At 49.5% G+C, this 15,504-nt stretch carries 15 protein-coding genes; 3 read left to right on the forward strand and 12 right to left on the reverse strand.

Features of this window, described 5'->3' with window-relative positions:
• The 12 genes from V3U24_00275 to V3U24_00330 form a co-directional block, all read right to left on the reverse strand.
• On the reverse strand, positions 1 to 350 hold a 350-nt coding region (locus tag V3U24_00275), incomplete at its 3' end, for an ATP-binding cassette domain-containing protein (protein MEE9165887.1).
• Positions 351 to 423: 73 nt separating this feature from the next.
• Entirely contained in the window at positions 424 to 1,272 is an 849-nt protein-coding gene (locus V3U24_00280; protein MEE9165888.1) for an ABC transporter permease, read from the reverse strand.
• Complete coding sequence (locus V3U24_00285; protein ID MEE9165889.1) at positions 1,269 to 2,270, reverse strand: NAD-dependent epimerase/dehydratase family protein; 1,002 nt, start codon at positions 2,268 to 2,270, stop codon at positions 1,269 to 1,271. The genes V3U24_00280 and V3U24_00285 overlap by 4 nt, the downstream gene beginning before the upstream one ends.
• Positions 2,271 to 2,407: 137 nt before the next feature.
• Positions 2,408 to 4,804 (reverse strand): polysaccharide biosynthesis tyrosine autokinase, encoded by a 2,397-nt coding sequence (locus V3U24_00290; protein MEE9165890.1) that lies wholly within the window; start codon positions 4,802 to 4,804, stop codon positions 2,408 to 2,410.
• A 12-nt stretch (positions 4,805 to 4,816) separates the two neighbouring features.
• Positions 4,817 to 5,323 (reverse strand): hypothetical protein, encoded by a 507-nt coding sequence (locus V3U24_00295; protein MEE9165891.1) that lies wholly within the window; start codon positions 5,321 to 5,323, stop codon positions 4,817 to 4,819.
• Between the two features lie 52 nt (positions 5,324 to 5,375).
• Positions 5,376 to 5,717, reverse strand: a complete 342-nt coding sequence (locus V3U24_00300) for a transposase (GenBank protein ID MEE9165892.1) — start codon at positions 5,715 to 5,717, stop codon at positions 5,376 to 5,378.
• Between the two features lie 953 nt (positions 5,718 to 6,670).
• Positions 6,671 to 8,248: a nucleotidyltransferase family protein gene (locus V3U24_00305; protein MEE9165893.1), complete on the reverse strand. Its 1,578-nt coding sequence runs from the start codon at positions 8,246 to 8,248 to the stop codon at positions 6,671 to 6,673.
• An 88-nt stretch (positions 8,249 to 8,336) separates the two neighbouring features.
• On the reverse strand, positions 8,337 to 9,224 hold the full coding sequence (locus V3U24_00310) for a serine kinase (protein ID MEE9165894.1): 888 nt from the start codon (positions 9,222 to 9,224) through the stop codon (positions 8,337 to 8,339).
• 29 nt (positions 9,225 to 9,253) lie between these two features.
• Positions 9,254 to 9,442 (reverse strand): hypothetical protein, encoded by a 189-nt coding sequence (locus tag V3U24_00315; GenBank protein ID MEE9165895.1) that lies wholly within the window; start codon positions 9,440 to 9,442, stop codon positions 9,254 to 9,256.
• 26 nt (positions 9,443 to 9,468) lie between these two features.
• A complete protein-coding gene (locus V3U24_00320) occupies positions 9,469 to 11,388 on the reverse strand; it encodes a lasso peptide isopeptide bond-forming cyclase (GenBank protein ID MEE9165896.1) in 1,920 nt (639 codons plus the stop codon).
• Positions 11,385 to 11,831, reverse strand: coding sequence for a lasso peptide biosynthesis B2 protein (locus V3U24_00325; protein ID MEE9165897.1), 447 nt, complete (start codon positions 11,829 to 11,831; stop codon positions 11,385 to 11,387). Before V3U24_00325 ends, V3U24_00320 begins: the two co-directional genes overlap by 4 nt.
• Positions 11,815 to 12,114 (reverse strand): PqqD family peptide modification chaperone, encoded by a 300-nt coding sequence (locus V3U24_00330; GenBank protein MEE9165898.1) that lies wholly within the window; start codon positions 12,112 to 12,114, stop codon positions 11,815 to 11,817. The genes V3U24_00325 and V3U24_00330 overlap by 17 nt, the downstream gene beginning before the upstream one ends.
• A gap of 367 nt (positions 12,115 to 12,481) precedes the next feature.
• Here V3U24_00330 and V3U24_00335 point away from each other — a divergent pair, with 367 nt between their 5' ends.
• The 3 genes from V3U24_00335 to V3U24_00345 all read left to right on the forward strand — a co-directional run.
• Positions 12,482 to 13,495, forward strand: coding sequence for a hypothetical protein (locus V3U24_00335; protein MEE9165899.1), 1,014 nt, complete (start codon positions 12,482 to 12,484; stop codon positions 13,493 to 13,495).
• An 80-nt stretch (positions 13,496 to 13,575) separates the two neighbouring features.
• Positions 13,576 to 15,150, forward strand: coding sequence for a hypothetical protein (locus V3U24_00340; GenBank protein ID MEE9165900.1), 1,575 nt, complete (start codon positions 13,576 to 13,578; stop codon positions 15,148 to 15,150).
• Positions 15,151 to 15,303: 153 nt separating this feature from the next.
• The coding region (locus tag V3U24_00345) for a hypothetical protein (protein ID MEE9165901.1) at positions 15,304 to 15,504 on the forward strand (201 nt) is incomplete at its 3' end.

Below are 15,504 nucleotides of genomic sequence, written 5' to 3' on the forward strand. Positions count from 1 at the left end.
CCTACTTCCAGGAGAGAACCTACCCGTCCGCGTATCTCAGCATAACCCTCTGTCGGTTCTGTGATAGAGGAGAGAATTTTGAGCAGAGTAGTTTTTCCCGCTCCGTTGGCACCGATAATTCCTAGGACTTCACCTTGCTTAACCTGGAATGAAACGTTTTTCAGAGCCCATATGGTTTCGTTCAGTGTGGCAGCTCCGTAGGCCTCACCACGCAACAACTTCGCCACTTTCTGGAATGGTGCTTTTATTCCGCTGGCCAGACTGTCTCGAAGCGTCTTGTACGATGCCTGGGGCGAACCGATGCGATATTGCTTCGAGATATTTTCAACTTGGATGGCGATGTCAGTCATGGTCTAAAATCAAACGTCGAAAGTAAAATGTCTCATTTCTCTTTCACGTGTTTGATTATGATGTAGAATCCTCTCATACTACGTCGGCAAATGTCCTCTCCATTCGTCTGAAATAGAAGACCCCACCAACCAGAATTCCTACTGCCATCAAAGTCGACACAACGATTATGGGGCCGGGAGCCGTTTCAGTCCCCAACAGTGCCCATCGGAATCCTTCCACGACTCCTACCATGGGGTTGATCCCATAGATCGTCCGCCACTGTTCAGATAGCAGGCTGCTGGGATAGGCAATGGGAGTCGCAAAGAGCCAGAACTGGGTCAGAAAGGGAATCACATAACGCACATCCCGGAACTGGACGTTCATGGCCGAAAGCCACAGGCCCACTCCAAGAGCTGTAATGAAGGAAAGGATCAAGAAAAACGGTAACCATACAACATGTATCGTGGGAACAATCCCATAAAACAACATCATGCCCAGAAGAACTAGGAAGGCAAGAACGAAATCTACCGCACCCGATAGAACGGCAGAAATAGGAATCACAAGACGGGGAAAGTACACCTTTTTGATCAGGTTTGCGCTTCCCACCAAACTGTTGGCAGACTGGCCCAACCCGTTGGCGAAAAAGGCCCAGGGAACGAGAGCAGCGTAACTGAAGATCGGGTAAGGAAGGCCATCGGAAGGAACTTTAGCCAGCTTCCCGAAGAAGAGACTGAAGACCACCATCGTGAAGAACGGCTGAATGATAGCCCAGGCTGCTCCCAAAACGGTCTGCTTATAGCGTACCTTGATATCCCTCCAGGTCAGAAAATACAGTAATTCCCGGTATTCCCATAATTCGTGAAGCTTTAGGGCATTCCAGCCGCTCGAAGGCCTGATGACTTTTAAACCCGCTTCACTCCTCAATGCTAAATCCTGATTCAATGGTCCATTTCTCCCTCTTCGGCCACGTCCACCTTTTCCTTCCTAGCTAGCACCTGCTGTTCAATCCACCCATACATTTTCTCCAAACCCTCAAACAGGGAAAGGCCTGGCTCCCATCCAAGTTTTGCCTTAATGAGACGGTTGTCAGAAGTTCGACCCCTGACGCCCAAGGGGCCGGAAATATGTTCCACAGTAAGCCTCTTTCCGGCAATCTCCATAACCATTCTTCCCAACTGATTGATGGTGACCATCTCCTCAGATCCAATGTTCACGGGACCAGGAAAATCCGACTGCACAAGCATCCTTATCGCGTCGATGCAATCATCAATATACAGGAACGATCTCGTCTGTTCACCGTCACCCCACATCTCAATTTTACCACCATCCTGCGCCTCAGAAACTTTTCGACAAAACGCTGCCGGAGCCTTTTCCCTGCCCCCATTCCAGGTTCCTAATGGTCCAAATACATTATGCAACCGGGCGACATGAACTTCCATGCCATAATTTTTTTGAAATGCAAAATAGAGGTGCTCACTGAACAGTTTCTCCCAGCCATATTCACTGTCAGGCATAGCCGGATAGGCCGAGTCCTCAGATAGGTTGGGGTTCTCCGGATCCCGCTGGTTGTACTCAGGGTACATGCAGGCTGAAGAGGAATAAAAGATCCTTTTGACGTTTGCCCGATAGCAGGCCTCCACCATGTTCAGATTAATGAGCGCCGAATTATGCATGACGTCAGCGTCATTCTCACCGGTGAAAATGAAACCTGCACCACCCATGTCTGCTGCTAGCTGGTAGACTTCATCAAATGGCCGATCAACAACCTTTTTACAGATCACAGAGTCTCTCAAGTCCCCAATCACAAAATCGTCTGCATCTGTTTCGCTGAATTGCGGGAACTTCAAGTCGACACCCCGAACCCAGTAGTCCTCGCTTTTCAGCCGAACCGCCAAATGTGTTCCGATGAATCCTCCAGCTCCACAAACTAGTGCTGTCAACTTAGACACAGTCAACCTCACAGCAAGTATGAGTCATGATCCAAATTTTCGGATCGAATATGAGTATCTCAAGAAATTTTATTCAGAAGCTGGGGAATTCGGATAGAATGAAGTGTGTCTGGATGAGGTGGACTACCCTATACTGCCGATCTGACTATCTTCCTGATCCTCCGGACAGTATTGCCTAACCTAGACCTGGGTTCCCGTTTATCTTTATCGGAATAGTAGTAGTGATAATAGTTGTAGTACGACTTGTAGAACGCTTTGCGAGTGACCGCGTTCAGGATCACTCCGCCCAATGGAGCCGAGATTTGATTCAACGTCCGAAGTGACTGAATAAGAGCACCTTTGTCCGTCTCGCCGGACCTGACGGCGAGACAGATGGAATCAATCTCTTTGCATATGATCCCAGCATCTGTGACTGCGCCGATCGGGGGTGAATCAAAAAGAACCATGTCCCACTTTTTCTCGAGTTTTGCCACAAGGTGACTCATCCTCTCTGAACCCAACAGCTCCGACGGATTGGGGGGAATGGGACCGGAGGGAACGAAACTCAGGTTTTCGAATTCAGTTTCAAGGACCATTGAGTCGAATTTCTGATCACTACCTGACAGGTACTGGGTTAGACCGGATTCCCTTGAAACTCCGAAAAATCGATGAAGAGTTGGGCGCCGAAGATCACTGTCGATAAGAAGAGTCTTTAAACCCAGATTCGCGAAAGTGATGGCTAGATTGACTATTATTGTTGATTTTCCTTCTTGTGGGCCCGGACTGGTGAGGAGCATAGATCTGATTTTCGTGTCCGCCTTTGAATAGGCGATATTTGTCCGAATACCTCGAAACGCCTCCGAAACTGGAGACTTGGGATCTTCATGGGCAATGATTGGTCGCATCAACTTGGCCGATTCTCTATCACCGTTTCCTGCAGTCTCACTGTCTGAATTGCTGCTCTTTCTTCCATATTTTCCATTTTGGCTCTTACCTATTGCCGGGACGACTCCCCACACGCTCAGGCCATACCTCTCAATATCTTCCGGAGACTTAACTGTGTTATCGAGGTGTTCTCTCAGCAAGACAAGTCCAAATCCAAACGCTGTTCCGAGAACAAGGCCTAGGAGAAGATCTGCTTTAGTATTTGGGCCTACAGGGCCACCAAGAGGAATAGCTGTGTCAATTATTCGGACCTTTCCTGCCTCAGATGCTTCAGTAATTCTGGTTTCTTCCAATCTTGCTCTCATGAGACCATATGTCTGTTCAAGAACCGATCGATCCCGCTCAAGCCGGGCGAACTGCAACTGCTTGCTGGGAAGCTGCTCAAGCCGACTATTGTACAGTTCCACCAGTTTTCCAACTTCAGAAGTTCTTGCCTTCAGTCCTGCCAACTGGCCTTCGAGCTCCAGTAATCCAGTTATCAGTCCCTGACGATATTCGATGGGATCAGCTACAGACATCCGCTGGGCGATGAGTAAGCTTGTCTCTTCGTTGAGCCTTTTCTTCAGAGACTTGATTTTCCTGCGAGTCGTATTCACTGCCTCATGGTCTTCACCATACAGACTGGCATTTCTCACCAGTTCGGCCTCTCGTTCAGCGATTTCTGTCCTTAAAGCGAAAACCCGGGCGTTTATGGATCCCAACAGTTCTTTAGCAAGGACTTTTTCATGTTCAGAAAGTTGACCTTCAGTATAGGCTCTTTTCTGACGGACAATACTGACCTCTGCCAAATCTGAGTAGAATCGGGATTCAATTTGAGTGACCTGAGTCAGAAGGAGCGAGGCTTGAACATCAAGACCAAAAACGAGTTCCTTTTCCTCGTAATCCCGCAGAGCATCCTCCGCAAGAGCAAGCTCTTTTTCTTTTTTCCCCACTTGATCCACCAAGAAGTCTTTCATTTCAAGAGTCCGCTCCGAGGCGAATTCACGATCTTTCTGCTTGTATACATTTGCAACCGTATTGGCCAGCAATGCCGCTTCGTTGGGATCCTCACTCCTCATCCGAATCTTGAGAAGGTCGGTATACCTGAGATGCGAGACGGTCAGTCTACCTTTTACGGCGCCCGAGTATTGCTGAGCAATCTGCTCGGAAAACGGCTGATTGAATTGTTTGACAGCGATCTTGCCCACATCCCACCCTCCGAATGTGATGACGCTCTTGAACCAACGTTTAGGCTTTTCACTTCTTGTTACAAATTCTCGCGTCCCGAACAGGTAAAGATGATTCCTATGTTCGGAATTCCACAATTCTTCCACAACTGCCTCAGCCATTGACCTTGATTTGATCAATTCGATTTCATTGGTCATTCCCCACGAGTCGTCAAAGTCCCCCATACCGAAAACGCCTTGAGTCTGGTTCCGGTTTTCAATCATCACCACAGTAGCAGTCTCATAGACCGGGCGCTTCTTGGACGTCAAATAAGCAGAGACCGAAAGAAAGCACAGCGCGGAAACGATAATCCACCACTTTCCCGCTACCACAAGGCGAACATAGTCCCGCAAAGTCATCATCGGTTTTTCGACATATTGCGCGTTTTCCAACATTAAGTTACCTTCCTATCTTTGGTAGTTTAAGACTTGGTAGTAAAGGTTAATGATGCCCAATAAGACGCTAAACGTTCCTACTTGTCTAAACATGATGGAGCTTCCCTTTTCGGGGATTATGTAGGTGTCATTAGGCAGAATCCTCACAAAACCAGTCCTGTCACCAGTTTTCAGGAATTTTTCGAAGTCGATTGTGTAGGCCAGCTTCCCTCCTTCATCAGGAAACTCGCGAAACAACCTTATGTTACCGAGATTCGCCCCGCCTTTTGGGCCGCCGGTCACGGACAGAAGCGTTGACAGTTCGATCCCTTCAAAAACCAGATGGTGGCCTGGTTGAGTCACGTGACCCCACACGTTTACATACATCAGAATATTGCCTTCCTCGTCTGTCAGATATCTCCCCCTGAGAGATCCCAAGTTTTCACCAGTACCCGTCTCATCCAAATTGGGCTGAGACCCAACAGCTGGGGTCAGAACCAGAAGGAGCCAGGGTATCAGGGCTGAGAATAGAAACTTCATTTGTTGAGTTTCACATTGCTAGTTTGTCGGTGAATAAGACACGCTTGCATACCTAGTCGCCCATCCGGGATAAGATGATCAACGCCTTTCTCAGGGCGTCACGTTCTTCTTTCACCAGGCGCAACTCCCCGTTGAGCTTTTCCAACTCGGTTCCATTGGACCCAATTCGACCATTGCCATTGTCAGAATCCACCTCCGGCGCAAGTTCCCTCTTCCACCGCCACAACATGTTTGGGCTTAATCCCAGGTTGTTTGCAATCTCACCAAACGGTCTGCTACTGTTCGTGGCAAGATTGACCGCTTCAATCTTGAACTCTCTATCGTATCTTCTTCTCCTCTGGTCCATCGGAGTGATCCTCATGTATATGCTGTCAAGTTCTGTCTTGGATGACATGGCTTCGCCACGTCACTTACAGACTGAACTTTCTTTGAAGTGACGGGGTACGCGTTTGACCGGTTTTCCAACCCAAGCTTCAGCGCCGGGATCACAGCCAGCCCAAACGGAGTTGTTCCTCAGGCGGCTTCGCCCGATCCTGAAGTTTCTCCCTACTTTGAGACATTTCGGTCATTGCTGAAATACTTCGGCAAATGAATGTCGCAAAGCAGTAAGTCGGCCCAAATGCCTTAGCAGGAAAACCCGGCAAATCTAGTGTTAATTTCATCTGAATCATAATTCAAGCATTTACGCTAGTTTGATCTCTATCTTAATTTTGCTCATCAATTCGTAACAAGCTGTGATCTAAGACACAGGATAAGCCTGAACATAGGCGAATGTGATCGTCGGCACAATGTGAGGATTAATGTCAGAAGTAGGCACCAGAAGCGTGTGGTGAGTAGAATCTATCTTAGTTGATCTCTTGTCGTGCACAGCTGTGCCTGAAAACCGGTAAACTCACGGCTCTTGTTCGAGAGACTGGAGCAGGTACAGGTTAGAGTTCAACCAGAAATGAGCTTCCGAATCCAGACAGAAGCCGCTATGGCTTGGGTCTTAACTTATTTTCTTAAGTTCCTTAAACTGGTGTGACGCCAGTCGGATGTTTTTATGCACCGATTTCGTAATTGTTTCTAATTCAGTATTCTAATACTTCTCCGAGAAGAAAACTAGTCATGACTGTGGCCGGAGTGACTACTCCACGATCCTGCCAAACATCCTTATGATTATTGCGAATAGACCCTACCCGAAGGCCATTCTTTCTTACTGATCGCCATTCATCCCCGGACCATTTGTGGAAGAATTGCCCGCGTGAAGACTCGATTCGTGCATGGCCTGAGGTTGTCCCGCATATTGTCAAATTGTCTCATCTATTAATAGTAACTTTGCCGAATCTTTTTGGGGCAGGAAGAAGGCTAATCTGGGTTCGAAGACTTGTGAATCTTCCACATGAATATCATGTGAGATGTTCCAATGGCATCCAACACAATCTCGGTCTTCACTGGGGGCCAATTCCCGATCTCGTATTCATGCGACACAATTCTGGCACCAGGTTGAAGTTCTCTTTGAATTGTGTTCTTGAGCTTGAGATTCATGGACCGAGGTAGGTACAACATGACAACCGAGGCTCCTGAAAAGTCAATCTTTCTCGCATCTTTCTGCCAAAACGTCACAAGCTGATCCACACCCTCGCTTCGCGCGTTGGCCTCTGACTCCTTGATCCGATGAGGGTCAATATCAACGCCGACACCATGCGCTCCGTAGCGTTTGGCCGCCATGATCACGATTCGCCCATCACCGCAGCCAAGATCGTATACGACGTCGCCCGGTCTTACGGCGGCCATCTCAAGCATCCGCTCCACCACCTCCACGGGCGTCGGAACAAATGGGACAGAAACCTTGGGGTCAAACAGTCCGAGTCCAAGTCTTCCAGCCAGCCGTATGGGTCTGAGCAAATAATAGAGAAGAAAGAGAGATTGTGGTAGGGGCAGAAACATCAGATCTCCTACGGTTGGGACCGTCGCCATGCGTAAAAAGCAATTCACCCTGTCCCGCACCCTTTCCCTCATCTTGAGGTGGAAAAGACTTCGTTCCACCAGTCCTGAAGAATCCTGAGAATTCTGGAAGAGCCGAGCGTGTATCCGTTGAGCTAGCGATTCTACAGCCCTATCCAAGAATACCCTTTTCGAGACTGCTTCGGGAAGGCTTGCTCCTAGGAGACTGTTTGCCAAATAGAGTCCGAGGAAGAGTATTCGCTCAGCCCCTAATGCACCAGCTTGCTCAATAACTCGTCCCCAGTCCAAGCTCTTATGAACCTCGATCAGTCTGGCAACATCGCAGATCCATCCCAACCGTTCCCAGTGATGTTTGCCCCCGTTATGAACGCAGAGGATCATGAGCAGATCCTCTGGGGAAAAGGTCATGATCTTCCTGCCACCGAGGGATATCGCTTCAAGGTTCTTCCATAATCGCTGATGATCTAGTCGGAAACTGAAATACTGAGGAACAATCTGCCAATGAATGTCCAAGAAGACTCTTCCATCATTGCGAATAAAAACGAGTTCGCGTTCCGACCGCAGGTAAGACACTTCCTTCTCGGTAGCCAGGGGATTCTCTGGCCGGTATCCTTGTGAGAGGAGCAGATCTCTGGCTTTAAGGGCGTCTTGCTTCTGAATCAGAAAGTCCAGATCCACAAATTGCCGAAGGGCAAGGTTACCATATACGGAGGAAGCAAGAACGGGTCCTTTGTACGGAATGGCCTCTATTCCGTACTCTTCAAAGAGATCTAAGATCCTCAGCAGTTCTCTGGTCACAAAAAGGTTGTTGCGAGCGTTATGGCGAAAATGTTTCCGGAGCTGATTCAGGATTGCCGTTGGAAGAGCATCTCGACATGTCACGTCGATGTACCAGCAGAGAAGCGGCACCATCGCGTGCACACGAGCCATCCAGAATAAGTAAGCCCAGTCTAATTGCTTCTGCATCAGTGACCTCATCCGCTCTTCCCTCTCTGAGACTGCAGAACTCTGAGCGCAGCAAAGAAGTAACACGTCTTCCGGTCGAGTGGGCGAGACTACGTTTTTTTCATGTTTCGCCGACAAGATCTTCCTCCACCATCTGTACCAAGCGGGGAATACGCGAAAAGGATCGGTGGATCCTCAGGCGACAAATAGTGACGTTATTGACAAGATTTGCGCATTGGAACAAATGAACAGAAGACCCTATTGTGGGAAGTAATCGAACGCAATAAGAATGCCGAATCAGCTCCACGAAGGCGTCCTGAATTTGAAGAGACTCAATAGAGTGATCATTTCCTTCTGCAAGTACGTAGAGGCGGCGAAGCGGGATGGGTGATCTGGGAAAATCCCCGGTGACTCGGACGACCTGTTTCTCCATCGAAGGTTTGACACCGGGATAATTGTGAAGGTTGTGTGCTAAACTTGCGACGAGCTCCGCATCCAGTTTGAGCAACGGAAAGCCCGGGAAAACCATTGGCCTTTCCGCATCAAAATGAACAGCTGTCACATCATCCGTCAACCCGGCATGCCCTCCGGCGTTCAGGGCCGCAGCCAAAGTGGATTTGCCGCTTCCCTCTTTCCCAAGAAAGGCTACTGCGTTACGGCTTACGGCTACCGCACTCGAGTGCAACACGAGAAATCCCCGTTGGTGAAGCAGTACTCCCATGGCCGGCCCAAGGATGAAGAACTGGATAACGTCCTCCTTTACTCCTGGTGCCGGATCTACGATGATTTCCTGTCCGGCGCGAACCAAGAACCTCCCAACTTCTTCCCAGAAAAGGTAGGTCTCTGTTGCGGTAGTACGAAAATAACTTCCGTTTACGTCTCCATTTTCTGGTAGGGAGCCCACCTTGCCCAGTCGAACGATGACATCCGCGTCCACCTCTCCGGGCGACAAGCCCGGTAAGGGCAATGCGGACCTGATACCAAGACCATAGGCAAGGTAGGAAGACATCCTTTCTTTTTTCATTAGGAGGTGCGGCGTTATGGAATCCTCGAGGCAGTTGGCTGGCTGCCCTCCTTTGGCCCTGTTCCTCCCCCCTTCGTAATTTTCTCAACACCTCCGTAAATGGTCAGCCGTGGAGTGGAGTAGAGCTTCTTCGCGAGTTTGTTCAGGGAGTCGACCGCTCTGTTCTCCCCCGACATATCCCTATTTTGTTTCTTAGATTTCACCTGTTTTTCCTCCCTTCTTGATCACACTAATTTGCTCTGGATGACACCGTCGGCGAGATCCGGCGAAGCCACAGGGCCAAGGTCGCAGCCACCCAGACAGTGTACGCATCATAAAACATTCCCTTGGATTTGTATCGAACATATGCTTCACGCACAGTCCCAACGTCCAAATACTGATCGACGGACTCCAGATCATTCCAAATCACCTTTTCAAGAAGTTTTTCCTCGAAATGCAGCAGTGGGAGGAAAAACTCTCCACTAAGATTAGCCTTGACATTTCGCCACTGGACCTTCTCGGGAAGAATGCCATCCATGGCGCGACGAAGAATCATTTTGGTCCACCCTTCGCGTATCTTTTGGTCAGGTGGTAAAGCAAGGGAGAATTCCACTAACCGCTTATCAAAAAAGGGGTGGCGAGCTTCGATTGAAAATGTGGCAGCAGTCCTGTCGTACAATTCCATCGCAAATGGAATGCTACTCGAGTTAAGCGAATGCCAGTGCTCTTTTCTTAATTGCCCGAGCAGTCCCTCCTGATTTCTCCGCTGGTCCAGTCGCTGCGCCTGCCTGGTTCGACGACGAAAATGAGGGGTCATCATCTTCCTGCCGGCCCATGCCGGACCACCGGCCCCGCGCATGGACGTCCAAGCTCTTTTCATAGCGTCTGGGAGAAGAGGATACACGCCATGGCTCAGAATGACCCTCCCAGGTGCCGAATTTAGGCGCCTGGAAAGTGCTGCCAACTCCCTGGAAACGCTCCTCCATCTTTCTGTGAGCAGGAGGATCAACAGGTGATTCTCGCGCCTGTGTGACAGAGCGACATCACCGTCGGCTCCATCCAAGAGCACGCGGACCCCTTGCTTTTGGGCAGCACTGTACATAATCCGAACTATGAAGAGAGAAGTTGCATCGAAAGGTTCATCTTGACTCCAAGCGACCTGCTCCAAGTCAGTCATAAAGGAGTTCAGGCTGTCGGGCCGGATGATGTGGGGTTCAATTCCACCCATGCGGATGACTTCACCTATAAATGGACTCTCGCCACATTTGGATGGGTTGACGGATACACCCGAGAATGTGTGGAAATCTTGATTGGTCTCGTTTGCCGACAATTCCCTCGCAACGCAGACGACCGAGGAGGAGTCCAGGCCCCCACTCAACATTGATCCTACCGGAAAGGCGCTGCGTAAACGGCAGCGCACGGCCTCAACAAAAATTTCGCGAAATGCCTCAACGTAATCCTTGTCTGATCCTAGCCGGACTTCGCGGGAAGGGTCAAGTGACCAGTAGATTTGTACTTTCGCCATCTTACGGTCTGTAGTCATAAAGTGTCCTGGAGGGAGCCGAAATATATTATGATAGAAGGTCGGAGTTTTGTGTTCCCATTCGGTCTCCTCAAGGTACTCTCTAATTCTCACTTCGTTGAGACGGCGTGGTACTTCAGGAACACAAAGCAGCCCTTTGATTTCTGAGGCGAAGACGAACACCTGGCCAGGCTTGTGATAGTAATAAAGCGGTTTGACACCAAAATGATCTCTTGCACAGAAGAGAAGCTGCCTTCGTTCATTCCATATGACGAAGGCAAAGTCACCTATAAGCTTATCAAGGCAGCTCTCACCCCAGTGTTCGTAGGCTGCCAAGATTAGTTCACTGTCCGTGATCCCACTATTATGGACAATGTTGGCGCCCAAGAGGTTCAAAAGGTCGGCCCGATTATCGATTCTGGCGTCGGCTGTAATGGTTAGGTCACCCCTATCGTTAGTTAGTGGCAGTCTCTCCTGCAGAGATTCAGGCGTTGTCCACAACATTTGGTGGCACAGGCCCACGGACCCGTCATTCCATGCGCCCAAGCCATCTGGACCCCGATGTGCTAGCTTTTCCCCCATGCTTTCCAAGAGTTGAGGGTCAGCGGGCTTGCCGTCGAGGAAAAACACGCCACCGATTCCACTCACCGGATTTCCCCCTCCAGGACCAATAAAGGTGTGTATCCGGATACGTCAGTTCCGCCCATGATCACGGCATCATCTCCTTCTACCCACGCATGAGCCTTCAGTTCGCCATCGCCACCACGAGCCACACCAATGCAGACATGACCCGGTTTTCCCCACCATTCAAGCAGTACGCGCGCCGCCATGGCTTGCGCGAGGCAGTTCCGGGTGCCAAGCATGAAACGACCTACCATTTCCAGAGACCAGACGATTCGCTGTCCGGCAGATTTGATCTGCACTCCAGACGGTCGAGTGCGGATTCGCTGAAGACGAACCAGAAGATGGCACATGTTGCCAAACGATAGAAGCAAGAGGCCCAGCCTGATCACAAGAATTAGGAGTGCTGAGGAAATCAGAATGGCCTGATCAAATACGGGAAGACCCAGGAACTTACGAAGTCGTTTCATTCCTCACCTCGACGAGACCCTGCTCGACCATTTCTTGAGCCAAATCCAGAATGTCCTTCTCGCACCGCTCGGGATCCACATCATACTCTTTAGCGATAGCATCTCGTATCTCCTTGACCGAGATTTGAGACTGCAGAAGATTCCAGATGCGTGTCCCTATGGGATCCAGGCCAAAATATATACCAGATTTGAGATTGAGCATAACTGCCTCTTCTCCCAGGTCAGCGGAAACCTGATCCTTCGCAGCAACAATGATGGAATCAGCTGAAACTTTTTTCTTCATGTCCTTTTCCATCCAAAAACGCGGAAAACAACGTCTAGGACCGGTGACATACTAGTCTGCCGACAACCATAATTGTCTTGTGCATCCTATTGAGTGAACCATCTCCTGATGGTTCAGCATCATCGGGAGATGATGCAGTCCATATTTCGAATAACTAGCACGTTGTGCCGGATGACCCAGGCTAACATTTCACTTTTAATTTACACAATATTGTGTTTCGCACCATAAGCTATCCTACGAGTCCGTGACCTGGAGCACAATACTTAGGTATTTACATCAACGTCCACGTGGAAAACGGGATTTTGTTTGCTGATGTTGAAAGGGAGTTCATAAATTTAAAGTTTGTTGGAAGAATAGCACTAGAAGAGTGGACGCCCTGAAACGGAAAATACTTCTCATCTCAATATCAATAAGTTTTGCCTTTGGTCAGACTTGGCAGGTCAAAACTACAAATGGGAGAATATATAGAGACTGTATACCTGACCGGCTTGACGGGACCAAGCTCTACTTCACCCAAGAACGAGAAATCGACGGTCGATACTGGGATATCACCCTCACCTCCGGTCAGAGACATCGAAAGGTTACCCTAAGCGGACTGACCGGAGACACCCTCGATTTCAGTGTCAAATCGTATGATTTTCACATTCCACTCCGTGCGATTTACACCATAAAACCAACAGTAAGGTTTGGCAAGCAGGAGTGGCTAAGCCTTGCAAAGAGAGTTGTTCCTTACGTCGCCGGGTTGATGATTCCCGTGAGGCTTGCGCAAGAACCCCAGATGTCCCCCCAATCATCGGCGGGGACTTTTCCCTTGGCAATGGGTCTGGCTGTCGGAATAATTGGCGCCGTTGAATTGGCAAAGGTTTTTGAGAAACAGCCACCTGCTGTGGAGTTCCGCTTGTATGACATGACTCCAGTTGAAAGATTAGGAGCGGCCAAGGAGATTCTCATGAAGAGTAACCAGAAACTTTCCCCCGATCAAATCAAGGTGAATGTCAAGTCCTTGTCGGTTGGAAAGATAAAGGAAATTGAGCTTTCAAAAACGAGAAGAACGGGTTTCGCTGGAATCAAGCATACCGGACATCCGATCATCACCTCACTGGTGGGAATGGTCTTCGGAGCCGGATCCGGTTATTTCCTGGGAGCGAGCACTATTTCAGGGTGCGGCGGTGCGGATTGTGTACAATTGAAGCAGAGATTGATCTTTGCGCTCTCGGGATCAGGTGCCATGTTCGGATATCTGGGTGGGAGAGATGGAGACCGTGTCACTGCCTACTATACCTCTCATCTGACCTTCTGGGAGACAGAAGAAATCGTGCGCCGACTTGTTGCAACGGATAAGGTGACAGGCAGGGAAGATCGGGCAGAAGTCAATCAGTGATTTAGCACGGTGGTAGATAAACAGTTCTGCAGAACGTCAGGCTTGGCACTTTGTTGAAGACCGTGCCTTCGAGTATCTTGATGAAAATGGGTCTGAAATACTCCAAAGCGACGGTACTGCCGTCGAGCATCAGTCTGGCACTTCTTATTGGCCTTCTGACCCTTCCGGCCTTGCCTTCGGTTACACCTGCCCAAAATCTGCTTATAAAGACCAATACCGGAAAAGAATACAGTAATTGCGAGTCATATCACTCTGATGACTTGACTCTATATATCAGTCAGCCGTCCAGAAGACTCGCGGCAAGAACATGGGAAATCAAGCTTGTCTCGGGCCAGATTTACGCAAGGGTCCATCTGAAGGTGCCGAGAGACGACCCTCTCCACTTCGTAACGGGCTCCTATGGCGTGACAGTTCCGTTAGAAACGATAAGAGAGATCAGCTCGGTGGGAGAACGAGACCTGATTGCGCGGTGGCATTATCTTGGAGGAGCAGCTTCATTTGTGGGCGGTTTCCTGACCTGCAGGTTCCTGTCCTCCACCAACTTTTTCTCCCCTTCTTCCCCCGCGGGTCCTTTCCCACCTATACTTGGGGGAACTATCGCAACCGTTGGACTGCTCGAACAGGCGAGGAAACTGGCAAATATAGATCGAAGTATTCACTGTGACTTTTCAGGGATTACGGCACAACAGAGAATCCAGAGCGCCCGGGAGCTTTTCGGCCGCCAGATTGTCCCTTTTCAGTTAGGCGAAGGAAAGAAATTGGTGACAGCGATTCCTTTGATGGATATCGATCAGATTCATTCGTCCGCAATGATGAAGGTGGGTATCGCTGGATTGCGACTCCCCGTGGGCCCCCTCTTTGGTGCCGTGGGAGGTGCAGTTCTAGGGGGTGGACTGGAATATTGGATTGGAGCGAGTAGTATATCCGGGTGTGAGGGTGTGGACTGTGTGGAACTGAAGAATCGCGTGGTGACAGTCAGCGGCTCGCTGGGTGCCGTCCTAGGGTATCTTGGAGCCAGAATGAGGAATGATCCGACAGTGCATAACTTCTCTCGAATGACACCGTTGGAAAAAGTACCTCAAATTTCCGAGACAATGGCGGAAGAAAATGTGAAGGACTTTCCTGACGCGGAAACTGTTGATCTGGTCTACTTTGGGAATGGTTCAATCGTCAAAGGTAAAACCACCCGGGGGAAGCCCGGTAGTGAGGACAACATGTTACACTTTTCGCCTCAGGATACAAATAAACAAGGAGAATCGAGTGATTTTGGAAATCTGAAGAATGAGCTGATGTTTGAACTAGCCGAATCCTCCATAGAATCCCGGAAGATTCTTGACCTGATTGGTTTCCTGGGTTCATATGCTGGGACAATTGGGGGATACTACGCACTGGGAGGGGAAGATCTGGCAAGAATCGTTATTCCTGTGGTGGGGCCGTTCTTATTGTTGGAACCACCTCAGCAAAATACCCCACACACACCATTTCCCTTCAGACAATTGCTGCTGGTTGGATCGGGTCTGGTTCAGGCAGGCTTCCTGGGTGACTACATCATTTCAACCTGGAGACAGAAAAATCTGAGGAAGAAATACCAGTTCGGCATCTTCCCCTCCGGAAATGATCTCCATGTTTCTGTTTCGATAGCCTTCGATTTATAGTGTAACCCACCGCCCCCCCCTCACGCCTGAGGTCAAGCAAGATACGGGGGATCGCTGCGGTCTCCCCGATAGCCATCGGGTGACCTACATCCCAGAAGTTGTATTACCGTTTTGGTTAGGGTCTTCTGGTTTGACCCGCCCATTCTAGGAAGAATGGGTAGGGTCAGGGAATGGCGCCTGGGACTTAGGCATGACCTGTCTGTTGCTCCCCGTTTCCTCTGGAGTTGCCGGATCTTTGGTGGAGTTTTAAGCTTCCTCACAAAGGGAGCTCCCTTGGAGAACGCAATCTCCTCTCCTTCTCTCCTTCAGAAGCGTGGTGAAGGTATTGCCCCTTCCCTTCTCCAGAGTTATGTT

It is taken from the genome of Candidatus Neomarinimicrobiota bacterium (genome assembly GCA_036476315.1).
Lineage (GTDB): Bacteria > Fidelibacterota > Marinisomatia > Marinisomatales > S15-B10 > JAZGBI01.